General features: G+C 73.3%; 28 protein-coding genes. 12 read left to right on the top strand and 16 right to left on the bottom strand.

The window, feature by feature from the left end; translation table 11 throughout:
* Positions 1 to 22: 22 nt before the first annotated feature.
* The 3 genes from ACWDN5_RS16885 (at position 23) to ACWDN5_RS16875 (ending at position 1,852) form a co-directional block, all read left to right on the top strand.
* Positions 23 to 415: a DUF6221 family protein gene (locus ACWDN5_RS16885; RefSeq protein ID WP_003068867.1), complete on the top strand. Its 393-nt coding sequence runs from the start codon at positions 23 to 25 to the stop codon at positions 413 to 415.
* 48 nt (positions 416 to 463) lie between these two features.
* Positions 464 to 1,441 (top strand): LLM class flavin-dependent oxidoreductase, encoded by a 978-nt coding sequence (locus ACWDN5_RS16880; RefSeq protein ID WP_449676952.1) that lies wholly within the window; start codon positions 464 to 466, stop codon positions 1,439 to 1,441.
* 192 nt (positions 1,442 to 1,633) lie between these two features.
* Entirely contained in the window at positions 1,634 to 1,852 is a 219-nt protein-coding gene (locus tag ACWDN5_RS16875; protein WP_310974932.1) for a S1 RNA-binding domain-containing protein, read from the top strand.
* 30 nt (positions 1,853 to 1,882) lie between these two features.
* On the opposite strand, the gene ACWDN5_RS16870 is transcribed toward ACWDN5_RS16875, so the two are convergent.
* Entirely contained in the window at positions 1,883 to 2,539 is a 657-nt protein-coding gene (locus tag ACWDN5_RS16870) for a maleylpyruvate isomerase N-terminal domain-containing protein (protein ID WP_449676951.1), read from the bottom strand.
* A gap of 19 nt (positions 2,540 to 2,558) precedes the next feature.
* Complete coding sequence (locus ACWDN5_RS16865; RefSeq protein WP_449676950.1) at positions 2,559 to 4,112, bottom strand: PucR family transcriptional regulator; 1,554 nt, start codon at positions 4,110 to 4,112, stop codon at positions 2,559 to 2,561.
* Positions 4,113 to 4,230: 118 nt separating this feature from the next.
* Here ACWDN5_RS16865 and pruA point away from each other — a divergent pair, with 118 nt between their 5' ends.
* Positions 4,231 to 5,859, top strand: a complete 1,629-nt coding sequence (gene pruA / locus ACWDN5_RS16860) for an L-glutamate gamma-semialdehyde dehydrogenase (protein WP_449676949.1) — start codon at positions 4,231 to 4,233, stop codon at positions 5,857 to 5,859.
* A gap of 13 nt (positions 5,860 to 5,872) precedes the next feature.
* Complete coding sequence (locus ACWDN5_RS16855; RefSeq protein ID WP_310974936.1) at positions 5,873 to 6,802, top strand: proline dehydrogenase family protein; 930 nt, start codon at positions 5,873 to 5,875, stop codon at positions 6,800 to 6,802.
* Positions 6,803 to 6,852: 50 nt separating this feature from the next.
* Here the strand turns inward: ACWDN5_RS16855 and trxA are convergent, their stop codons facing one another.
* Positions 6,853 to 7,224 carry a thioredoxin gene (gene trxA, locus ACWDN5_RS16850; RefSeq protein WP_072480358.1) on the bottom strand — a complete coding sequence of 124 codons (372 nt, stop codon included), beginning with the start codon at positions 7,222 to 7,224 and terminating at the stop codon, positions 6,853 to 6,855.
* Between the two features lie 85 nt (positions 7,225 to 7,309).
* Between trxA and ACWDN5_RS16845 the strand changes: the two genes are divergently transcribed.
* The 4 genes from ACWDN5_RS16845 to ACWDN5_RS16830 all read left to right on the top strand — a co-directional run bounded on the left by ACWDN5_RS16845 (position 7,310) and on the right by ACWDN5_RS16830 (position 9,689).
* Entirely contained in the window at positions 7,310 to 7,552 is a 243-nt protein-coding gene (locus tag ACWDN5_RS16845) for a DUF2630 family protein (RefSeq protein ID WP_310974937.1), read from the top strand.
* A gap of 133 nt (positions 7,553 to 7,685) precedes the next feature.
* The gene (locus ACWDN5_RS16840; RefSeq protein ID WP_310974938.1) at positions 7,686 to 8,096 is read left to right on the top strand and encodes a YciI family protein; all 411 of its coding nucleotides are present in this window, start codon (positions 7,686 to 7,688) and stop codon (positions 8,094 to 8,096) included.
* Positions 8,097 to 8,107: 11 nt separating this feature from the next.
* Positions 8,108 to 8,545 carry a VOC family protein gene (locus ACWDN5_RS16835; protein WP_449676948.1) on the top strand — a complete coding sequence of 146 codons (438 nt, stop codon included), beginning with the start codon at positions 8,108 to 8,110 and terminating at the stop codon, positions 8,543 to 8,545.
* A 4-nt stretch (positions 8,546 to 8,549) separates the two neighbouring features.
* Complete coding sequence (locus ACWDN5_RS16830; RefSeq protein ID WP_449676947.1) at positions 8,550 to 9,689, top strand: RNA polymerase sigma factor; 1,140 nt, start codon at positions 8,550 to 8,552, stop codon at positions 9,687 to 9,689.
* A 168-nt stretch (positions 9,690 to 9,857) separates the two neighbouring features.
* On the opposite strand, the gene ACWDN5_RS16825 is transcribed toward ACWDN5_RS16830, so the two are convergent.
* From ACWDN5_RS16825 to ACWDN5_RS16775, 11 genes are all read right to left on the bottom strand, one after another.
* Complete coding sequence (locus ACWDN5_RS16825) at positions 9,858 to 11,405, bottom strand: alpha/beta hydrolase (RefSeq protein WP_449676946.1); 1,548 nt, start codon at positions 11,403 to 11,405, stop codon at positions 9,858 to 9,860.
* Between the two features lie 71 nt (positions 11,406 to 11,476).
* Positions 11,477 to 12,556, bottom strand: coding sequence for an ATP-dependent DNA ligase (locus ACWDN5_RS16820; protein WP_310974941.1), 1,080 nt, complete (start codon positions 12,554 to 12,556; stop codon positions 11,477 to 11,479).
* Positions 12,557 to 12,717: 161 nt separating this feature from the next.
* A complete protein-coding gene (locus ACWDN5_RS16815; RefSeq protein WP_310974942.1) occupies positions 12,718 to 13,317 on the bottom strand; it encodes an Asp23/Gls24 family envelope stress response protein in 600 nt (199 codons plus the stop codon).
* Entirely contained in the window at positions 13,314 to 13,850 is a 537-nt protein-coding gene (locus ACWDN5_RS16810; RefSeq protein ID WP_310974943.1) for a DUF6286 domain-containing protein, read from the bottom strand. The genes ACWDN5_RS16815 and ACWDN5_RS16810 overlap by 4 nt, the downstream gene beginning before the upstream one ends.
* 2 nt (positions 13,851 to 13,852) lie before the next feature.
* Positions 13,853 to 14,203, bottom strand: a complete 351-nt coding sequence (locus ACWDN5_RS16805) for an Asp23/Gls24 family envelope stress response protein (protein WP_310974944.1) — start codon at positions 14,201 to 14,203, stop codon at positions 13,853 to 13,855.
* On the bottom strand, positions 14,200 to 14,376 hold the full coding sequence (locus ACWDN5_RS16800; RefSeq protein ID WP_013224542.1) for a hypothetical protein: 177 nt from the start codon (positions 14,374 to 14,376) through the stop codon (positions 14,200 to 14,202). The genes ACWDN5_RS16805 and ACWDN5_RS16800 overlap by 4 nt, the downstream gene beginning before the upstream one ends.
* Positions 14,377 to 14,402: 26 nt before the next feature.
* A complete protein-coding gene (locus ACWDN5_RS16795; protein ID WP_449676945.1) occupies positions 14,403 to 14,666 on the bottom strand; it encodes a hypothetical protein in 264 nt (87 codons plus the stop codon).
* Positions 14,663 to 15,100 carry an Asp23/Gls24 family envelope stress response protein gene (locus tag ACWDN5_RS16790; protein ID WP_310974946.1) on the bottom strand — a complete coding sequence of 146 codons (438 nt, stop codon included), beginning with the start codon at positions 15,098 to 15,100 and terminating at the stop codon, positions 14,663 to 14,665. The genes ACWDN5_RS16795 and ACWDN5_RS16790 overlap by 4 nt, the downstream gene beginning before the upstream one ends.
* Positions 15,101 to 15,213: 113 nt before the next feature.
* A complete protein-coding gene (locus ACWDN5_RS16785) occupies positions 15,214 to 15,627 on the bottom strand; it encodes an Asp23/Gls24 family envelope stress response protein (RefSeq protein WP_310974947.1) in 414 nt (137 codons plus the stop codon).
* Complete coding sequence (locus ACWDN5_RS16780) at positions 15,627 to 16,181, bottom strand: RNA polymerase sigma factor (RefSeq protein WP_310974948.1); 555 nt, start codon at positions 16,179 to 16,181, stop codon at positions 15,627 to 15,629. Before ACWDN5_RS16780 ends, ACWDN5_RS16785 begins: the two co-directional genes overlap by 1 nt.
* Positions 16,178 to 16,918 carry a pyrimidine reductase family protein gene (locus ACWDN5_RS16775; protein WP_449676944.1) on the bottom strand — a complete coding sequence of 247 codons (741 nt, stop codon included), beginning with the start codon at positions 16,916 to 16,918 and terminating at the stop codon, positions 16,178 to 16,180. Before ACWDN5_RS16775 ends, ACWDN5_RS16780 begins: the two co-directional genes overlap by 4 nt.
* 89 nt (positions 16,919 to 17,007) lie before the next feature.
* Between ACWDN5_RS16775 and zapE the strand changes: the two genes are divergently transcribed.
* On the top strand, positions 17,008 to 18,036 hold the full coding sequence (gene zapE / locus ACWDN5_RS16770) for a cell division protein ZapE (RefSeq protein ID WP_310974950.1): 1,029 nt from the start codon (positions 17,008 to 17,010) through the stop codon (positions 18,034 to 18,036).
* On the opposite strand, the gene ACWDN5_RS16765 is transcribed toward zapE, so the two are convergent.
* Positions 17,990 to 18,547 carry a phosphatase PAP2 family protein gene (locus tag ACWDN5_RS16765; protein ID WP_449676943.1) on the bottom strand — a complete coding sequence of 186 codons (558 nt, stop codon included), beginning with the start codon at positions 18,545 to 18,547 and terminating at the stop codon, positions 17,990 to 17,992. The two genes, zapE and ACWDN5_RS16765, sit on opposite strands and share 47 nt — an antisense overlap.
* A 62-nt stretch (positions 18,548 to 18,609) precedes the next feature.
* Between ACWDN5_RS16765 and ACWDN5_RS16760 the strand changes: the two genes are divergently transcribed.
* Together ACWDN5_RS16760 and ACWDN5_RS16755 are read left to right on the top strand one after the other, a co-directional pair.
* Positions 18,610 to 19,488: an FAD-dependent oxidoreductase gene (locus tag ACWDN5_RS16760; RefSeq protein ID WP_449676942.1), complete on the top strand. Its 879-nt coding sequence runs from the start codon at positions 18,610 to 18,612 to the stop codon at positions 19,486 to 19,488.
* A gap of 13 nt (positions 19,489 to 19,501) precedes the next feature.
* Positions 19,502 to 19,915, top strand: a complete 414-nt coding sequence (locus ACWDN5_RS16755) for a hypothetical protein (RefSeq protein ID WP_449676941.1) — start codon at positions 19,502 to 19,504, stop codon at positions 19,913 to 19,915.
* On the opposite strand, the gene ACWDN5_RS16750 is transcribed toward ACWDN5_RS16755, so the two are convergent.
* Entirely contained in the window at positions 19,909 to 21,267 is a 1,359-nt protein-coding gene (locus ACWDN5_RS16750) for a DUF2252 domain-containing protein (RefSeq protein ID WP_449676940.1), read from the bottom strand. The genes ACWDN5_RS16755 and ACWDN5_RS16750 overlap by 7 nt on opposite strands.
* Between the last annotated feature and the right edge of the window lie 119 nt (positions 21,268 to 21,386).

Raw genomic sequence — 21,386 nt, 5'->3', positions numbered from 1 at the left:
GGTTCGAGGAAGGAGGCCGTTCGTGGACGACCTGATCGCTTTCCTCGCGGCGCGGGTGGGCGCGCGGCAGGCGTTGATCATGCAGGCCGTCAACAAGGCCAAGGCCGGCGAGGCGATGAACCGCGGCGAGACGAAGGTCGCCGTGGAGCAGAAGATCCGCGGGCTGACCGATCTCGAGCTCGACGTGGTCAACCAGATGATCAACGAGATCGAGGCGACCCGGCGGATCCTGCTCGCCCACCGCACCACGGTGTCGGAGAAGGTGCCCGGTTTTCCGCTCTACGGCAGCGAATACTGGTGTGAGACCTGCCACGTGCCCGCCGACGAGGCCGGCTCCAACTGGTGCCTGACGCTGCGCCTGCTGGCCCTGCCCTACGCCGACCACCCGGAGTACAGCGAGCGCTGGCGGCCCTGACGGGAATCCCGCCGGGCGGTGGGCGTTGCACCCGGCGTGAGGATCTCCGTGCTCGACCGTTCGCCGGTGCGGCGGCACCGCGGGCCCGCGCAGGCGCTGCGGGACACCGTCGCCTTCGCCGCCGACGTCGAACGGCTGGGCTACCACCGGTTCTGGGTGTCCGAACACCACGGCGTGCCGGGCGTCGCCGGGTCCGCGCCGACCGTGCTGGCCGCCGCCGTCGCGGGGGCGACGAGCCGCATCCGCGTCGGGACCGGGGGTGTGATGCTGCCGAACCACCGGCCGCTGGTCGTGGCCGAGCAGTTCGGCGTCCTGGAAGCGCTTCACCCGGGCCGGATCGACATGGGACTCGGCCGGTCCGTCGGGTTCACCGCCGGCGTCCGCGAAGCGCTGGGCCACGGCAAGGAAGCGGCCGACGGCTTCGGGGCGCAGGTCCGTGCGCTGCTCGGGTTCTTCGCGGGCGAGCACCGCGGGGTGCACGCCTACCCGGCCGAGGGGCTGCGCGTGCCGCCGTTCCTGCTGGCCACCGGGTCGGGCGCGGACCTCGCCGCGGAGCTCGGGCTGCCGCTGGTGATCGCCCCGGTGCGCGGCGAACAGGCCCTGGCCGAAGCCGTGACGCGGTACCGGGACGGGTTTCAGCCGTCCGAGTGGGCGCGCGAGCCGTACGTGGTGGTGTCGACGGCGATCGCGGTGGCGGACTCGGCGGCGGCCGCGCGCCGCCTGCTCGTCTCGGAAGCCTGGGCGACGGTGTATTCGCGCTCCCACGGCGTTTTCCCGCCGCTGAACCCGCCGGACGAGATCCTCGCGGCGCCGATGACCGACCGCGAGCGCAAGCGGCTCGAGGAGACTGTGGACGGTCAGATCTGGGGGACGCCGGCCGAGGTCGAGGAGCGGCTGGGCAGGCTGGTCGCGCTCACCGGCGCCGACGAAATCCTCGCCACGACCGCCGCCCACGACCAATCCGCCCGGCTCGATTCTTTCGCCGCGCTCGCCGAACTGGCGGGGCAGCGTCAGCCTATTTCCTGATCTGCGGATATCAGGTCAACGAATTTCGACGGCGAATTCCGGTATGGTTTCCGGATGACTGCCGGGTCGGCCTCGAGCCGTGAGCAGACGGGGTACCCGGCTGAGCCGTGACCTCCGGGCGGGCCCGTGGCCCGCCGTCTCCGCGCGACTGTCCTCGTGATCGGGACGTGCGCGGGAAGGAGGTGAAATCGCATGACCCCATGGCAGGAGTTCGTGGCGGCCCACGCCGAGGGCGGCGTCCTCGACGGCGTCGTGACCCGGGTGGTGCCGTTCGGCGCGTTCGTCGAAGTCGCGGACGGCATCCACGGCTTGCTGGTGACGAACGAGGCCCCGCAGGCCGGGACGCGGCTGTCGGTCCGCATCCAGCAGATCGACGTCGAGCGGCGCCGGTTCAGCCTGGTGCGGGCGTGAGGTGAGCCGGGTGAGGCAGGGCGCCCTGCCTCACCCGAGCACCAGCGGCAGCCGTGCGGCCAGATCGCCCAGCAAGGCCGTCTCCTCGTCCGAAGCCGCGCGCCGGCCGGTCCCGACCAGCAGGACGTCCTCGTCCGAGAACGACGCCGGGAACTCCGCCCCCGCGATCTTCTCCAGCATCGCCCGGGTCCGCGCCAGCCCCTCCGCCGGCGGGCCCGGCACCGACGGCACGTGTGCCACCAGGTCCAGGTGGTGCAGCGTCCACTCCAGCACGTACGCCGACAGGTAGTCGCCCGCCGTCAGGACCATCTCCTGGGTCGACACCCGCTCTCCCGGGTCCACCAGGTCCGCCGCCCGGCCCGCCGCCGCGCCCACGTCGTCCAGGTGGAACTTCAGCAGCGCCGGGTCCTCGTACGCCGCCGCCAGGCGGACGATCAGCGCCGACAGCGGGTCCTCGCCCGAAGGCAGCGACGACGACACCGCCCAGTACGTGATCGCGTCGTGCGTCAACGCCGAGGAGGCCGGGGTGGCGAGGGTGATCAGCACGTCCTGCGCGTCGATCACCAGGTGGCAGACCAGGTCCCGGACCAGCCACCCGCGGCAGCCCGAGGGCTTCGAAAACTCCGAGTCGGGGAGGGAAGCGACCGCGGCGCGCAACGCCGCCCACGTGCGCGAAAAGAGATCCACGCGCGCGAAGCTAGCAGCTTCACAGCCGAAGCTGCAGCTGAGTTAACAGGCGCTGCGCCGGGTCGTCGAAGTCCACTCCGGACACCTCCGCCGCGCGCCGGACCCGGTAGCGGACCGTGTTGGGGTGGATGTTCAGCACCCGGGCTGCGGCGCGGACGTCGCCGAAGGCGTTCAGCCAGGCCAGGACCGCCGGGACCAGGATGCCGCCGTGCTCGGTGTCGTGCTCCACCAGCGCGGTCAGCCGCGGGTCGCGGATCCGCGGCTGCGACCCCAGGTAGGCCAGCACCTCCGACAGCAGCACCTCGGCGCGGACGTCGGCCAGCGACGCCACGTCCGCCGCCCAGTGCCCGCGGGTCATCGCCGCCAGGACGCGGTCGGCGTCGCCGCGGGATGCCGCCGCCTCCGACAGCCGGGGGACCACGCCGCCGACGGCCGCCCGGACCGGGACGTCCAGGTGCCGGCGGGCCGTCGCGGTGATTTCGCGGGCCAGCGCGAGCACTGCCGCGTCCGAGTGCTCGGGCAGGTCCGGCAGCAGCGCGTAGACGCGGCCGCCGATCACGCTCACCAGCGCGCTGCGCCGGTAGGCCGCCGTGTGCACGGCGATCAGGTGGACCAGTTCGGCCCGCCGCAGCTGCCGGTTGTCCGACCGTTCCAGGGAAAACGCCAGCACCTGGGCCGGCCGGGCCGGATCGGCGCCGATGTCGTCGGCGACGGACTCCGCGTCGAGCCGGCCTTCCAGCAGGCTCGCCAGAAGATCCTCGCGCAGCCGCAGCTCCGGGCTCGGCAGCGTGCGCGCCCGGATCAGCTGCGGCGCCAGGGTGCGGCTCGCGCCGAGCAGCGCCGTCTCGGCCCGCTCGGTGAGCGGCTGCGCGCCCTCCTGGACCCAGATCGTGCCCAGCGGCTGCTTGCCCGCGTGGATGCCGGCCGCGATGCGGCGGCGGATGCCCAGCTCGGGCCGCTCGTCGATCCGGACGATCCCTTCCCCGGCGCGCAACCGCTGGTAGACGCCCCATTCGCGCAACATCGCGAGGTAGCGCTCCGGCCCCTCGCGGCCGAGGATCGACAGCCGCCGCAGTTCGTCGACCTCGTCGCCGGCGCGCGAGTACGCGAGCACGCGGTTCGCGGTGTCTTCGATGCTGACCAGGCCGCCGGTGAGCGTCGCGATCGTCTGGGCCAGGGCGAACAGGTCGCCGAGGACCTCGCCGCTGGCCGCTTCACCGCCCGCGCGCGCCGCCTCGACGACGCCGCGGGCCAGCGATTCCACCTGCTCCCAGCGTGCTTCCGACCCGACCGTCAGCAGCGCGACGCCCGCGTCGGCGGCGACGTCGGCACCCGTCGCGCCCTTGACCGCCACCGCGGCCGCGCCGCCGCGCCCGGCCGCGCGGATGGCCGGCGCCGCCGCCCGGCCGCGCGCGCCGATCACCAGCACCAGGTCGCTGGGGGAGGCCTCCAAGGGGTCCTCCGGGTCGAGGATCACGACGTCGGTGACGGCGACGCCGAGGCCGTGTGGTGCCACGACGACCTCGACGAGCGGCTCGCCGAGCGTCGCCAGGACGTGGCGCAACGACGTCACGGCGGTGTTAGCCGATCAGCCAAGATCATACGAGCGATTTTAGCCGATCGGACAAGCCGCCGGAGCGTGTCCGGAGTTACCGTTCGGGGCATCTGGACTACAGAGCAGAGGAGCCGCCGTGGACGCCGTGACCCAGACCCCCGCCCCGACGAACGAGCCGGTGCTGACCTACGCGCCGGGCAGCGCTGAGCGCGCGGAACTCGAGGGTGCGCTCAAGCGGCTGGGCCATGCGGAACCGGTCGACCTGACCGTCACCATCGGCGGCGAGCAGCGCCCCGGTGGCGGCGAGAAGATCGACGTCGTCCAGCCGCACAACCACAAGCACGTCCTCGGCACCATCCACAGCGCCACCCAGCAGGACGCCACCGACGCCATCGCGGCCGCCGCGAAGGCCGCGCCGGAGTGGCGCGCGCTGTCCTACGATGACCGCGCCGCGATCCTGCTGCGCGCCGCCGACCTGCTCACCGGCAAGTGGCGCGCCACGCTCAACGCCGCCACCATGCTCGGCCAGTCCAAGACCGCGACCCAGGCCGAGATCGACTCCGCCTGCGAGCTCGCCGACTTCTGGCGCTTCAACGTCGAGTTCGGCCGCCGCATCCTCGCCGAGCAGCCGATCAGCTCGCCGGGCGTGTGGAACCGGATGGAGCACCGGCCCCTGGAAGGGTTCGTCTACGCGATCACGCCGTTCAACTTCACCGCGATCGCCGGCAACCTGCCGACCGCGCCCGCGCTGATGGGCAACACCGTGCTGTGGAAGCCGTCGCCGACGCAGTCGTTCGCGGCGCACCTGACCATGCGGCTGCTCGAAGAGGCCGGGATGCCGCCGGGCGTGATCAACCTGCTGCCGGGCGACGGCAAGGCCGTCTCCGAGGTCGCCCTGACCCACCGCGACCTGGCCGGTATCCACTTCACCGGCTCGACCGCGACCTTCCAGCACCTGTGGGGCACGGTCGGCGCGAACATCGCGGGCTACCGCGGCTACCCGCGGCTGGTCGGCGAGACCGGCGGCAAGGACTTCGTGCTCGCGCACACCTCCGCCGACGTCGACGTCCTGCGCACCGCCCTGGTCCGCGGCGCCTTCGAGTACCAGGGCCAGAAGTGCTCCGCCGCTTCGCGCGCGTACATCCCGCGCAGCGTCTGGAACGAGCTGAAGGACGGCCTGGTCGCCGAGACCGAGGCGCTGTCCTACGGCGACGTCACCGACCTGTCGCACTTCGGCGGCGCGGTCATCGACCGGCGTGCGTTCACCAAGCACTCCGACCTCTTCGACCGCGTGAAGAACGACCCCTCGGTCGAGGTCCTCACCGGCGGCACGGCCGACGACAGCGTCGGCTACTTCGTCAAGCCGACGATCCTCGTCTCGGACAACCCGAAGCACGAGATCTTCTCGACCGAGTACTTCGGCCCGATCCTGTCGGTGCACGTCTACGAGGACGGCGGCTTCGACGACGTCCTGAAGCTGATCGACTCCTCCGCCGCGTACGCGCTGACCGGCGCGGTGATCGCCAACGACCGCACCGCCGTCGCGAAGGCGTCCGAGGCGCTGAAGTTCTCCGCGGGCAACTTCTACGTCAACGACAAGCCGACCGGCGCCGTCGTCGGCCAGCAGCCGTTCGGCGGCGCGCGGGCCTCGGGCACCAACGACAAGGCCGGCTCGATCTTCAACCTGCTCCGCTGGACGAGCCCCCGCTCGGTCAAGGAGACGTTCGTGCCGCCGACCAGCGTGCGTTACCCGCACCAGGGCTGAGAGGGAGACCGTCATGCTGCGTGCCCCGCTGCTCGCCGCCGCCCGCTCGAAGGGCATCCGGCGGCTCGTCGAGGCCGTGCCCGCCACGCGCTCCGTGGTGCGCCGGTTCGTCGCCGGGTCCGAGACCGCCGACGCCGTCCGCGTGGCCAGGGAACTGGCTGCGGACGGCCGCCGGATCACCCTCGACCACCTGGGCGAGGACACCACCGACGCCGCGCAGGCGGCGGCGACCGTGGCCGCCTACGAGGCGGTGCTGACCGCGCTGGCCGCGGAAGGCCTGGCCGAGGGCGCGGACGTCTCGGTGAAGCTGTCGGCGGTCGGGCAGTTCCTGCCGTCGAACGGCGAGGACGTCGCGCTCGAGAACGCGCGGAAGATCTGCGCGGCGGCCGAGGCGGTCGGGGCCACCGTGACGCTCGACATGGAGGACCACACCACCACGGACTCGACGCTCGGCATCCTGCGCGAGCTGCGCGGCGAGTACCCGTGGGTGGGCGCGGTGCTGCAGGCCTACCTGCGGCGCACCGAGCAGGACTGCCGGGAGCTTTCCGGCCCGGGCTCGCGCGTGCGGCTCTGCAAGGGCGCCTACGCCGAGCCGGAGTCGGTGGCGTTCCAGGAGAAGTCCGAGGTGGACAAGTCCTACGTCCGCTGCCTGCGCGTCCTGATGGCCGGCCAGGGCTATCCGATGGTGGCCTCGCACGACCCGCGGATGATCGAGATCGCCGCCGCGCTGGCCGAGGAGAACGGCCGCGAGGACGACGACCACGAGTTCCAGATGCTCTACGGCATCCGGCCGGAGGAGCAGCAGCGGATCGCGGCCTCGGGGGCGCGCATGCGCGTCTACGTGCCCTACGGCGACGAGTGGTACGGCTACTTCATGCGACGGCTGGCCGAGCGCCCGGCGAACCTGGCGTTCTTCCTGCGCGGGCTCGCCACCCGTTCCTGAACACGGCGAAGGCCGCCCCCGCGGGGGCGGCCTTCGCCGTGTGGTGGTGGTCAGGCCTGTTCGGCCTCGGCTTCGGCGGCCTTGCGCTTGACCTCGTCCATGTCGACCTCGCGGGCCTGCTTGATCAGGTCTTCGAGGGCGGCTTCGGGCAGCGCGCCGGGCTGGGCGTAGATCAGCGTCTTGTCCCGGATGATGGCCAGCGTCGGGATGGAGCGGACGTCGAAGGCGGCCGCGAGCTGCTGCTGCGCTTCTGTGTCGACGCTCGCGAACACGATGTCGTCGTGCTTCTCGGAGGCCTTCTCGTAGACCGGCGCGAACTGGCGGCACGGCCCGCACCAGCTCGCCCAGAAGTCGATCAGGACGAACTCGTTGTCGGTTACCGTCTGGTCGAAGTTCTCGGCGGTCAGCTCAACGGTGCTCATGCCCTGGTCAACGATCCGCACCCGGCGGGAATTCCCGGGGCCGGGGTAGCGTCTGCACGAGCGCACCCGCGAAGAGGAGGAACAGATGGCCGACGGCGAAATCCTGGGCCGGATCGACGAGCTGATCGCGGAGGAGCACGAGCTCCGGTCGCGCTCGGTCGGCGTGGGGCTGAGCGGCGGCGACAAGGACCGCCTCACCGCGGTCGAGCAGCAGCTCGACCAGTGCTGGGACCTGCTGCGCCAGCGGCGCGCGAAGACGGAGTTCCACGAGAACCCGGACGACGCCACGGCCCGGCCGGTCTCCGAGGTGGAGTCCTACCGGCAGTGATCCTTTCGCGGCCGCCCCCTTCAGGAGGCGGCCGCGAATTTCTCTCGCCGGCGATGTCGAGAACCCGGAACCGGCTCCGTCCCCGGGGTGAGAGCGGCCAGAATGGGCCGTCCGACACCGAGGGAGCACCACGATGGCCAAGTACCTGCTGCTGAAGCACTACCGCGGCGCGCCGGCCCCGGCCAACTGCGACACGACGATCGACCAGTGGACGCCGGAAGAGGTTTCCGCGCACATCAAGTACATGCAGGACTTCGGGGACAAGCTGGTGGCCACCGGCGAGTTCGTCGAGCACCAGGCCCTCTCCCCGGAGGGGACGTTCGTCCGCTACGACGGCGAGGGAAAGCCGCCGGTCACCGACGGCCCGTTCCCCGAGACCAAGGACCTCATCGCCGGCTGGACGGTGATCGACGTCGACAGCTACGAGCGGGCCCTCGAACTGGCCGCGGAGCTGTCGGCCGCGCCCGGCCCGAACGGGGAGCCGATCCACGAGTGGCTCGAGCTGCGGCCGTTCATGACCGCGCCGCCCACCATCACGGAATGACGGGGAGCACGATGGTTCTGCCACGGCTGGAGCACGTCGGCATCGTCGTCGGGGACCTCGAGGCCGCGAAGGCGTTCTTCGCCGAGCTCGGCCTCGAGGTGGAGGCGGAGATGACGACCGAGGGCCGGGCGGTCGACCGGATCGTCGGGCTGGACGGCGTCCGGTCGGACATGGCGATGCTGCGGACGCCGGACGGCCACGGGAAGCTGGAGCTGATCCGGTACCGCACGCCGGAGGGGGCGGCGGGGGATCCGCAGGCGCCGGCGAACGTGCCCGGCCTGCGGCACATCCTGTTCGAGGTGGCGGACATCGAGGACGTCCTGGCGCGGCTGAAGCCGCACGGCGCCGAGCTCGTCGGCGAGCTGGTGCGGTACGAAGACAGCTTCAAGCTCTGCTACGTCCGCGGGCCCGAGGGGATCATCGTCGAGCTGGCCGAGCGGATCGGCTGAGCTCGTGGACGAAGCCCTGCTCCGCAGCCTCACCCCGAGTGTTCTGGCCGTCCTCGTCCGCCGCGGCGCCGAGTTCGCGGCGGCCGAGGACGCCGTCCAGGAAGCGCTGGTCGAGGCGCTGCGGGTCTGGCCGGCCGACCCGCCCCGGGACGCCAAGGGCTGGCTGGTCACCGTGGCGTGGCGGAAGTTCCTCGACGCGACCAGGGCGGAGGCCGCCCGCCGCAAGCGCGAGGACGTCGTCGACGCCGAGGTGGCGCCCGGGCCCGCGGCGGCCGTGGACGACACGCTGCAGCTGTACTTCCTGTGCGCGCACCCGTCGCTGACGCCGTCGTCCGCGGTCGCGCTGACGCTGCGGGCCGTCGGCGGGCTGACCACGCGGCAGATCGCGCAGGCGTACCTGGTGCCCGAGGCGACCATGGCGCAGCGCATCAGCCGCGCCAAGCGGACCGTGTCGGGGGTGCGGTTCGACCAGCCCGGCGACGTCGCGACCGTGCTGCGCGTTCTGTACCTGGTGTTCAACGAGGGCTACTCCGGGGACGTCGACCTCGCCGCCGAGGCCATCCGGCTCACCCGGCAGCTCGCGGCGTCGATCGACCACCCGGAGGTGGCGGGGCTGCTCGCGCTGATGCTGCTGCACCACGCCCGGCGGGCCTCCCGCACGACCGGCGACGGCGCCCTGGTCCCGCTGGCCGAGCAGGACCGGTCCCGCTGGGACACGGCGTTGATCGCCGAGGGCGTGGCGATCCTGCAGCGGGCGCTGTCCCGCGACCGGCTGGGCGAGTTCCAGGCCCAGGCGGCCATCGCGGCCCTGCACGCCGACGCGCAGGACGCGGCGGAGACGGACTGGGTGCAGATCGTCGAGTGGTACGACGAGCTGGTGCGCCTCACCGGCAGCCCGGTCGTGCGGCTCAACCGCGCGGTCGCCGTCGGCGAAGCGGACGGGCCGCGCGCTGGGCTCGCGGCACTCGCCGAGGTGGACGCCACGGTCCCGCGCCACACCGCGGTGTCGGCCTACCTCCACGAGCGCGACGGCGACCTGGAAACCGCGGCCAAGCTGTACGCCGAGGCCGCGGCCAAGGCGGCCAGCCTCGCCGAAGTCGACCACCTGACCCGCCAAGCCGCCCGCCTCAACACCCGCCGGTGACGAAAGGGCCGACACGCGTGATTCCGGAGCCGACACGCGTGATGGGAGGGTCGACACGCGTGATGGGAGGGTCGACACGCGTGATTGAAGGGTCGACACGAGGTCTGCGCCGTGTCGACCCTCCAATCACGGGAGATGACCCTTCAATCACGCGTGCTGACCCTTCGATCACGCGGGGCAGAGGGTGCCGTCGGCGGGGATCTTGCCGTCGACGAGGAACGCGCGGGCCGCGTCCGTGACGCAGGGGGAGACGCCGAGGGCGCCGTGGCCCGCGCCCTGCCAGGTGATCGTCACCGCGGACGGCATCTGGTCGGCCGCGCGGGTGCTGCCGACCTGGGGCGTGACCGGGTCGGTCGCCGTCGCCGCGACGAGGATCGGCGGGGCGCCCGGCGCGCCCGGCGCCGGCAGCGGCTCGGTGCGCACCGGCCACGGCCCGCACCAGGCCAGCTGCTGGGCGACGACCGCGCCGAACTGCGGGTACTTGCCGCGCATCCCGGCCACGACCTGGTCGAGCTGGTCGGCCGAGAGCCGCGTCTGGCTGTCGTTGCAGCGGGTGGCGATCGTCGCGTCGATCCGGGACGGCTGGGCGCGCGTGTCGCGCAACACCGGCGCCGCGAACGCCGAGAGCGGGCCGACGTCGCCCGAGCGTGCCGCGGCGATCGCGTCGGCCAGCTCCGGCCACCGCGACCGCTGCGACAGTCCCGAGTAGACGGCGAACAGCGCGATGCCCGGGCCGAACGTGACCCCCTCGCCGGTCGACCCCGGCGTGCGCCGCAGCTGGTCGGTGACCGCCGAAAGCGCCGCTTTCGGGTCGCCGAGGGCGCAGTGCCGCGCCGCGCAGTCCGCCGCGAAGGCGTCCAATGTGGACTGAGCACCGGCGGCGACGGCGTCGAGGACCGCGGCCGTGTCGGCGCCCGGGTCCGGCACGCCGTCGAGGACCAAGCGCCCGACCTGGCCGGGGAAGCGCACCGCGTACTGGGCCAGCACCTTCGAGCCGTCGCCGTGGCCGAGCGCGTTCAGCCGCTCCATGCCCAGCTGCTTGCGCAGCTCGTCGAGGTCGCCCGCGCCGCGCCAGCTGTCCAGCGCGGTCTGGGAGTCGTCCAGCTCGATGGCGCACTGCTGGCCGGCCTTGCGGGCGGCGTCCAGGACGTCGCCCAGGCCGCCCTGCGCCGGGTCGACGGCGATGAGGTCGGGCCGGATGTCGGCGGGGATGCACTGCGCCGCGCCGGAGAGCCCGGTGCCCCGCCGGTCCAGGCCGATCAGCGAGAACTTCTCCAGGAACGCGGGCGGCAGCGTCGCGGCCAGCCGTGCGGCGTACACGGTGCCCGGATCGCCGTCGACGTCGTTGACCACGACCAGCGGCACCGGCCCGCTGCCGACCTTCAGTGCCAGCAGCCGCACCACCGACCGCCGCGGCTCGCCGGGGGAGTCGAGCGGCGCGGTGACGCGCGCGCAGGTGAAGTGCAGGCTGTCCGGGACGCCGGGGGTGCCGATGCGCTGGCGGGTGTCGTCGTCGCAGTCGGCCCACTTCAGCGTCGGCGACTGCGGCTCGCCCAGCGGCGGCAGCGGGACCCCGGGCGTGCGGGTGGGGGTGCTGCCGGTCGTCTTCCCGTCGTTCTCGACCAGCGCCGGGCGGACCGACGGACCCGCGGCGCAGCCCGCGGCCGCGGTCAGGGCGAGCATCGCGGCCAGGAGACGGGTACGGCGGCGGCGCACGGGCGGGATCCTCACGTCGGACGTCGATCAGCGGGCAGGCCGAGCTTCGCACGGCCGGTGTGGGACGCGGGTTAGCGGGTCCGCACCACCTGGCCCCGGAAGACGGCGTCGAGGTCGTAGCGGGCCGGCTCCTCCAGCTGGCTGTAATCGCACGAAGCGGGTTCGCGGTCGGGCCGCCAGCGCTTGAACCGCGCGTTGTGCCGGAACCGCGACGGCATCCCGCCCTCGGTGTTCTCGTAGGCGACCTCGACGACCCGTTCGGGCCGCAGCGGCACCCATTCGTGCTCGGTGGCGCGCCAGCGGGTGACGCCGCCCGGGATGCGCTGGGCCTCGCCGGTGGCCCGGCCGCCCCAGGGGTGGTCCTCGCCGTCGGTGATCAGCGGCGCGAGCTCTTCGGCGAGCTCGCGGCGGCGCTCCTTGGGGAACGACCCGACGGTGCCGACGTGGTGCAGCACGCCCTTCTCGTCGTGCAGGCCGAGCAGGAAGGAGCCGACGAGTTCGCCGGGGCCGCCGTCGACGTGCCACCGCAGCCCGGCGAGCACGCAGTCGGCGGTGCGGACGTGCTTGTACTTGAGCATGACGCGCTTGCCGGGGGTGTACGGCTCGTCGAGGGGCTTGCCGATGACGCCGTCGAGGCCGGCGCCTTCGAACAGCTCGAACCAGTGCCGCGCGGTATCGGAGTCGGTGGTGGCCGGGGTGAGCGGGAACCGGTCGCCGGCCAGGTCGGTCAGACGCTCCCGGCGCACGGACGTCGGTTCGTCGAGCAGCAGCTCGTCGCCGAGGGCGAGGACGTCGAAGGCGACGAACTCGGCGGGCTGCTCGCCGGCCAGCAGCGTGATCCGGCTCTCGGCGGGGTGGATCCGTTCGGTGAGCGCATCGAAGTTGAGCCGCCCGTCCCGCGCGACGACGAGTTCGCCGTCGAGGACCACCCGCGGCGGCAGGGTGTCCAGCAGCTTCGCGACGGCCTCGGGGAAGTACCGGTTGAGCGGTTTCTCGGCGCGCGACTGCAGGTACAGTTCGTCGCCGTCGCGGAAGACGATGCAGCGGAAGCCGTCCCACTTCGGTTCGAAGAGCAGGCCCCCGGAGTCCGGGATGGCCTTGGCGGGCTTGGCGAGCATCGGCTTCAGCGGCGGCTGCAGCGGTAGGGGCATGCCCCGCATTCTGCGGAAAACCCCGGCTCAGCGCACGCGTTCGGCGGGGTTGGTGTCGAGTGGCGGGGCGGTTGCGGCGCGGGCGTGTGCTGGAAGCGTCGACACGCGTGATTGGGGAGTCGACTCGCGTGATTGGAGGGTCGACACGGCTGTGGGGTGGCTCAGTGCACGCGTTTGGCGGGGCTCGTGTCGAGTTCCAGGCGGACCGCGGCCGGCAGTGACTCCAGGCCCAGGGATTCGCGGGCCCGGGTCAGCACCCGGGTGTCCAGGCCCGACCAGACCGCTTTGAGATCGGTGCCTTCGTGCAGCCACAGCGTGATGCGCAACGCCGGGGCCGTCCGCGAGCCGACCGCGCGGACCCGGGCGCGGCTGACGCCGTCGAGGTGCTCGGCGTCCGTCTGGACCGCGCCGGCGATCGCGGCCGCCGTGACCACCAGTTCCGCTCCCTCCGTGCGGTCGAGGTCCAGGTCCGGACGCGGTTCCGGGCGCAGCGAGCGCAGGGCCCAGCCGAGCCCGAGCACCAGCAGCAGCACGCCGAGCACGATCGCGGCGATGCGGGCCGGGGTCGCGTGCGCACCGAGCCACTCGAGCGCGAGCGGGTCGAGCAGCGGGCGGCGGCCGCGGAACTCGCCCAGCGCGCCGAAGCCGACCACCAGGGCCAGCGCGCCGCCCAGGAACGCGAGCAGTCCGACGAGGAACGTCAGCGTGCGTTCGCCGGTGTACGACCGGGAAAGGGCCTTCGTGGCGATCGAGCGGCTCATCGGCGGTCCTTCGGCGAGTCGACGACGACCGTCACCTTCGGCCGCCGCATCAGGGGGAGCTCGTCCAGCAGGGCCGACACCGTGGCCAGCAGGCGCGGCCGCAGCTCGGCTTCCGTTTCGAGGGTGCTCTTCGCGCGGACGCGGACGCGGCGGGCGCTCGCCGTGACCGACGCGCCCGCGACGTTGTCCTGCGCGCGCACGGTCAGCCCGACCAGCCGGGCCAGCGACCGCGGGGACGTCGAAACGCTGACGTCGCCGGCCGGGTCGGTCAGCCGGACCGCGCGGTTGCCCGCGGCGAGGGCACAGCCGATGAGCACCAAGCCGGCGGCGGCGACCACCCCGGCGCCGACGCGCACCGCGTAGGCGTCCCAGCCCAGCGACGCCAGACCGGCCTGCCACCGCGGCCACGGGACCAGCAGCGGCGCCGGCTCCGGGCGCCACCAGTGCCAGCCGACCTCCAGGGCCAGCAGCGCGCCGGCCGCGGCGAAGGCCAGGCCCAGCAGGGTGGCGAGGATGCGGACGAACGGGCGCACGGCTACCGCACCCTCGGCGCGACGTCCGGCAGCAGCGCGGACACCGTCACGGCCAGGCTCCGCACGCGGTAGCCGGTGAGCAGCTCGACCTCTTCGGCCACCTTCGCGCGCACGTCGCCGACGACCGCGCGGACCGCCGCCGGATAGCGCAGGGCCAGGTCGAGGGCGAGGTCGACGTCGTTGTCGTGGCCGCCGACCTTGGCCTTCGGGCCCTTCTTGCCGTCGCGCGCGGTGCCGGGGACCTGGCCGGCCGCGTGCTGGGCGACCTTGCGGACCACCGCGTGCCCGATGGTGAGGGTGCCGCGCTCGGCCGGTTCGGCGAGCTCGCGGGGCACGTCCAGGACGGGGCTCACTTGTCGCGGCCCTTGCCGAACAGCTCACCGAGGTCGAGTTCGCCGTCGAGGACCCGGCCGGCGACCAGGCCGATGATGCCGACGGCCAGGGTCACCAGGAACGCGGTGAACCCCTGGGTCGCGGCGAGGCCGAGGATCAGCCCGGCCAGGAGCCCGGTCTGCGTTGCGTTCACATGTCCTCCTTGGACTGGACGGAAGGTCACCGCACGCGCGAGGGGCGGCGGCGGAAGCGGGGCAGGACGGCCACCACCCCACGGCGGGCGAAGAGCGCCACCCGGGAAACCACCGCACCGCGCCGGCGGGCGCGGCTCGAGCGGCGGTGGGCCACGAACGTGACCGGCGCGTCGTGGCGGGCATCCGGCCGGCGGAACCGCGCGAGCCCCGCGGCGAACTCCGGCGGGTCGCCACCCACGTCCGGGTGGTTCGCCCGGACGAACGCCCGGAACGCCGCGCGGTCGCTCATTCCACGCGGGTGGATTCGGGTTCTTCCTCGCCCGGCAGGAAGATGTCGTTGACGGCGATGTTCACCTCGATCACCTCGAGGCCGGTGATCTGCTCGACCGCGGTGATCACGTTGCGCCGCACCGCGCGGGCGACGTCGGTGATGCGGGCGCCGTACTCCACCACGACGTCGAGGTCGATCGCGGTCTGCTTCTCGCCCACCTCGACCGACACGCCGGTCGTCGTCACCGTGCCGGAGCCGGGGATCCGCTCGCGCAGCGCGCCGAGCGCGCGGGACACCCCGCCGCCGCCGAGCGTGTGGACGCCGGCGACTTCGCGGGTGGCCAGGCCGGCGATCTTCTGCACGACCAGCGACGAGATGGTGGTGCGGCCGGCGGCGCCCTCCTCGTTGAGCGGGGTCACCGTGCCGGGGCTTTCGGTCCGTTCCGGGTGCATGCGTTCGGGCTCCTCTCGGCTGTTCTCGCCCATACGATGCCCGGCGGCGCGAAACCTCACGCAAGGTCCCCCGATCGGGTTAATGGTCAGTCGGTTCCCCGATCGGGTTGATCTCAGCCCGGGTGGACGTCGATGACGTGCACGTTCACCACCGAAGCGACGCCCAGCTGCCGGGACAGCTCGGCGGTGATCTCCCGCCGGAGCGCTTCGGCGGCCGCGTCGGCGATGATGCCGAACCGCACCGACACCAGCACCTGCACGGCGTCCTCTTCGACGGCGACGGCCGAGATCCGCACGCCGAACGGGGCCCGGTCCGCGGCGATCGTCCGGGCCAGCCGGTCGACGACGCCTTCGGTGACGCGCAGCCGGCCCGCGCCGCCGGGGACCTCCACCGCCGTCCGGCGGCCGCGGGCGACCGCCCGCAGGACGCGTTCGACCAGGCCCGGCGGGGTCGGCACCCGGCGCCGGGCCGCGGCGCGCACCGCGTCCCACCGGGGGTCGGACTCGGGGTCCTCGCTCTGGGCCATCACCGCTCCCTCAACTCGGCGAGCAGCGCCACCCTGGCCCGGTGCAGCCGGGAGCGCAAGGCGCCGACGTTCACGTCGAGCACTTCGGCGACCTCTTCGTAGCTCAGCCCTTCCAGTTCCCGCAGCACGAGCGGCACGCGCTGGGACACCTCCAGCCGGCCGACCGCGCGCAGCACCGCGTCGACCTCTTCGGCCCGCACGACCCGGCCCTCGGGGCCGGGCACCGCGGCGGCGAGCAGCGCGCTGTCCACAGTGGACTGCGGATCCGGGTCGTCGAGCGACACCGTCGGACGGCGGCGGCGCAGGACGGCGAGCGCGCTGTTGGTGACGACGCGGTAGAGCCACGTCGACACCGCCGACTCCCGCCGGAACCCGGCGAGGGACCGCCACGCGGCCAGCCACGCCTCCTGCACGACGTCCTCGGCCTCGGCCGCGCTGCCGGTGATCCGCAACGCGACCCGGTACATCCGGGGCGTGTGCTCCCGCACCAGCGCGCCGAACGCGGTGTGGTCGCCGCCCGCGGCCCGGGCGAGCAGCTCGGCGTCGTCGCTCACCCGGCGTCCCGGCGGTAGCGCAGGAGCGTGAAGCCGTCCTCGACGAGGATCGAGGCCAGGGCGAGCCGGCGCGGCACGGCGGGTGCGGCGCCCGCGGCGATCCGGCCCGCGGTCCCGGCCACCAGCAGCGGCGCGACGGTCAGGCACAGCTGGTCGACGAGGTCGGCGGCGACGAGCCGGGCGAACAGGCCGGGCCCGCCTTCGCAGTCGACGCGGCGCAACCCGCGGGCGGCGAGCAGGTCGAGAGCGCGGCGCACGTCGACGTCGTCGGTGCCGGCCCGCAGGACCTCGGCCCCGGCGGCCTCGAGGGCACGCGTGTCGGCGGTGTCCGTCGTGAGCACGATCGGCGGGACGGCCGTTTCGGTGAACAGCCGCGACGCAGGGTCCAGGTTCGCCGTGCGCGTCACGACGGCGATCGGCGGCACTCCTCCGAACCCGAGCCGGCGCCGGCGTTCGAGGCGTTTCGGGCCCGCGACGACCCCGCGGTAGTTCTCGGCGCGGGCCGTCCCGGCACCGACCAGGATGACGTCGGCGAGGTCACGGCCCAGCAGGAAGACCTTCCGGTCGGCGGCGTGCGAGAGCCCCGCGGACGTCGTGTCGATCTCGACGGCACCGTCGGCGGACGCGACGAAGTTCACCTGCACCCAGGGCCGGTCCAGGTCCTCGGGGTAGCCGTAGACCTGTTCGAGGTCCGAACCGCTCAGTTCGCCCGTCCGATCGGGCCACACACGCTGCACCCGATCATCCCAGCATGAGCGTGAATCACGTCTCTACCGGGGGATATACCCGCTGATCGGTACCGCGGGCGCGGATAGGCTCTGCGACCATGCCCGCGCACCTGACCGGCCGCCGTCCCGAGCTGTCCGCCGACGAGCTGATCGGCGCGCTGGTGCCGCCGCCGCGCTTCGACGCCGTCCGGTTCGACACCTACCTCCCGAATCCCGACGAGCCCAGCCAGGCCGCCGCGGTCGAGGCGTGCTCGGCGTTCGCCGCCAAGGTCGGGGCGCGCAAGGAGAAGAAGCGGTTCAAGCTGTTCGGCGGGGCTCGCGGTTCTTCGGAGCCGTCCGGGCCGATGGGGCTCTACCTCGACGGCGGGTTCGGCGTCGGCAAGACCCACCTGCTCGCCTCGACCTGGCACGCGGCGCCGTCCCCGAAGGCGTACGGCACCTTCGTCGAGCTGACCCACCTGGTGGGGGCGCTGGGCTTCCCCGAGGCCGTCCGGCGGCTGTCGGCGCACCGGATCCTGGCCATCGACGAGTTCGAGCTGGACGACCCGGGCGACACCACCCTGGTCACCCGGCTGCTGCAGGAGCTGATGGACGCCGGGGTGTTCATCGCGGCGACGTCGAACACCCTGCCGGAGAAGCTGGGCGAGGGCCGGTTCGCCGCCGAAGACTTCCTGCGCGAGATCCAGACGCTGTCGGCGCGCTTCGGCGTGGTCCGCGTCGACGGCCCGGACTACCGCCACCGCGGCCTGCCGGACGCGCCGCCGCCGGTCTCGCCGGAGGAGCTGGAGGCGTCGGCCGCGGCGCACGAAGGGTCCACTGTGGACGACTTCGACGCGTTGTGCACCCACCTCGCGGAGCTGCACCCGTCGCGCTACGGGCGGCTGCTCGACGACGTCACCCGCGTGCACCTGCGCGGCATCCACCCGGCGCCGGACCAGAACGTGGCGCTGCGCCTGGTCGCCTTCGCCGACCGGCTGTACGACCGGGCCATCCCGCTGGTGGTGTCGGGCGAGCCGCTGCCGTCGCTGTTCACCGAGGAGATGGTCGACGGCGGCTACCGCAAGAAGTACCTGCGCGCGGTCAGCCGGTTGACGGCGCTGGCTCGTGACGCCGTGCCGGCCAGCTGACCAGCACGACCGCCACGGCGAAGAGCGTCCCGCCGACGACGTCGGTCAGGTAGTGGTACCCCATGCCGACCAGCCCGGCCGCCGCGGCGAGCAGCGCCACCGCGGACAGCACGGCCACGACGACCCGGCGCGTCACCAGGACGAGCACCGTCAGCACCGCCACCAGGCTCACCGTGTGGCCGCTCGGGTAGACCAGGGTGTCGTTCTTCCACCGGTCGTAGAGCGGTTTGAGCAGCCAGCTGGTCAGCAGGATGGCCAGCACCGGCACGGCCAGGGCGAGCCCGGCCTCCAGGCGCCGTCCGGCGCGCAGGCACAGGAAGACCGCGAGCAGGCCGAGCGCGAGCACCACGTACGGCTCGGTCGGCAAGACGAGCGCGCGCAGCACGCCGGGGCTCAGGTGCCCGACGGCCGCGGCGGCGGCGTCGTCGACCGCGCCGGGCGTGGTGCCGCCGGCGAACGGCAGGCCCAGCAGCAGCGCGAGCAGGCCGCAGACGGCGGCGGTCGTCCTCACCCGGGCGAGGGTAGCCGGGCCCCCGGGCGACGCCGAGGCCGCAGGTGCGTCACGATGCGGGGATGCGAGTGACAGTCGCCGGGGCCGGGATCATCGGCCTGAGCAGCGCACACCGGCTGGCGGAAGCCGGCCACGACGTGACGGTCGTGGCGGCGGCTCCGCCGGAGGAGTCGACGTCCGCGGTCGCCGGCGGGGTGGTGTACCCGCCGGGTCATCGCCTGGACGATCGGATCGTGCGGTGGACCGAGGCGAGCCTCGCGGTGTTCCGCGGCGAGGACGCGCCGGGCGTGCGCCTCCGCCGCGGCCGGGTCCTGCTGGCGGCGGGCCGGCCGGACCCGCAGTGGCTCCCCGCGGTGGGCGGCGTCCGCGACGGCGACGACGTGTCGTTCACGACGGCGGTGGTCGATACGCCGGTGTACCTCGAGTGGCTGCTCGCCCGGCTGGGTGCGCTGGGCGTCCGGGTCGAGTACCGGCCCCTGACGTCGTTGGCGGGCCTGGGCGCGGACGTCGTGGTGAACGCGGCGGGCCTCGGCGCGGGCGCGTTGGCGGGCGACCGCACGATGGTCCCGGTCGGCGGCCAGGTCGTGCACGTGACCGACCCGGGCCTGCCGGAGTTCGTGGTCGACGAGACCGGCCCGGGCGTGACGTACGTGATCCCGCACGGCACCCACGTCGTGTGCGGCGGAACGGAGGAGCCGGGCCGCGCGGACACCGACCCGAACCCCGCCGTGACGGCGGACATCCTGCGCCGCTGCCGGGAACTGGAGCCGCGCCTGGCGGACGCCGCCGTGCTGCGGTCGCGGGTGGGGCTGCGCCCGTTCCGGCCCGAGGTGCGGCTGGAGCGGGCCGGCGACGTGGTGCACTGCTACGGGCACGGGGGAGCGGGCATCACCTTGGCCTGGGGGTGTGCGGCGGACGTCGCCGCGCTGGTCACAGGCTGAGGAGTTCGGTGATGTGTGGGCACTGGCGGCCGCGTTGCGGATCGACCGGGACAGCCACTCGCCGTACCGGGGGCGGGCCGCGTCGCTGAAGTGGATCGACGGCGCGGCGCCGTCCTTTTGGATACAGACGCGGCGGGCCGGGTCCGTCGCGTACGCCTGGGCCACCTGGATCAGCCGTTCCGCGTTGTGCGTCGCGACCGCGCCGAGCGGGTCGGCCGCGAGCGTGCCGGAGAACGACGTCCACGGGTGGATCGCCACCACGTTGCCGGTGTCGGCGAGGCCGGGGCGGGTGAAGTGGGTGCCGTTGTCCCACGGCGCCGGGTCGCAGCCGAGGAAGCGCGGGTGCCGACCGATCCGCTCGGCGAGGGCCCGCAACACGGCGGTGAAGTGGATCTCCAGCGTTGACCGGCACCCTGTCCGTCAGTAGCGCGAGAAGGCGGCGTGGTCGGCCTCCGTCTGGTCGGCATACCGCACGGCGTATGCGCCCATCGCCTCGTCCAGTTCCGACTCGTCGGCGAAGTACCCCGCGAGCAGTTTCGGGTGCAGCGACCGCGTGTGGGCGCGGGCCAACAGGGCGCCGGCCAGCCTGCCGTAGTCGTCGAGGTGGTCCTTCTCGAGTTCCGACGGGTCGATGTCGCCCTTGAGGTTCCGGAACTGGCGGACGATGAACGGGACGCCGTCGATCGTGGTCCAGCCCAGCAGGATGTCGGTCTCCGCCTGCACCAGCCGGGCGCCGTCGACGATGCGCTGTCCCTCGTGCGCGGCCGGGGGCAGGTCGAGGTACGGCGCGAGGGCCGGGCGCTGGGCCTGTTTCACCTGCAGCACCAGGTCTTCGTCGTCGTTGCCGTGCAGCAGGGCGACGTAGCTGCGGAGGCCGACGCTGCCGGTGCCGACGACCCGGAAGGCGACGTCGGCGAGCCGGTACCGCGCGATCAGCGTGCGCCGCGACTCCCGCAGTGTATCCACATAGGACACCAGGCCGGCGGCGACGGCTTCGGCGGTCCCGGCGTCGACGTGGGTCAGCACCGGCGGGTCCGCGACGAACCGGTGGCGGGCCAGGCCGGTCTCGTGGTCGTCGACGCGCTCGGTCCACTTCGCGGCGACCTTCGCGCTGTCGTTCTTGCGCGCCTTCTCCGCCGCGTCGGCGAAGTCGTCGATCAGCTCGTCGGCCCGCGCTTTCGAAAGCACCGAGGAATCCGGGAGAGCGTTCCAGCTCCGGAGGAACGGCAGCTCGGCGAGCGCGCGGATGGTCCGGCGGTAGGACTTCACAGCGTCTTCGGCGGCCTCGCGGCACCCCGATTCGCGGATGCCGCCTTCACGGCCGGCGAGCACGAGGCTGGCCGCGAGCCGCTTGAGGTCCCATTCCCACGGGCCGGGGACGGTCTCGTCGAAGTCGTTGATGTCCATGACGATCTTGCCTTCGGGGGTGCCGTAGAGCCCGAAGTTGGCGGCGTGCGCGTCACCGCAGAGCTGAGCGGTGACGCCGGACGACGGCGTCCCGGCGAGGTCGGCTCCCATCAGGCCGGCGGCGCCGCGGAAGAACGTGAACGGCGAGGCACGCATGCGTTCTCGACGAAGCTCGGTCAGCTCGGGGAGCCGCCCGGCGTTGGTGGCGTCGAAGTACTCGCGTGGTGTCGGCCGGTTCTTCGCCGCGGCCGCGTGGTCGTGCAGTGCGGCCGGCGTCTTCTCGCGGAGCCGCTTCCCCTGTTCGAACAGCTCGGCCGGCGTGACGCTGCCGGTGCCGACCAGTGGCCGTTCTGCCCATTCCCCTGATCCCATACCGGGCACAACGTCCGAAGGGGACGTTGTGCTCCCGGACGCACGCGGTGGGGCGGTGATCGCGGTGTCGCGAATGACTCATTGGGGACGTCCGAGGTCCCGAATGAGTCATTCGCGAC

The organism is Amycolatopsis sp. NPDC003731 (genome assembly GCF_053586895.1).
The sequence above is the reverse complement of the archived record's forward strand: the minus strand, read 5'-3'. Positions and strand labels throughout refer to the sequence as shown.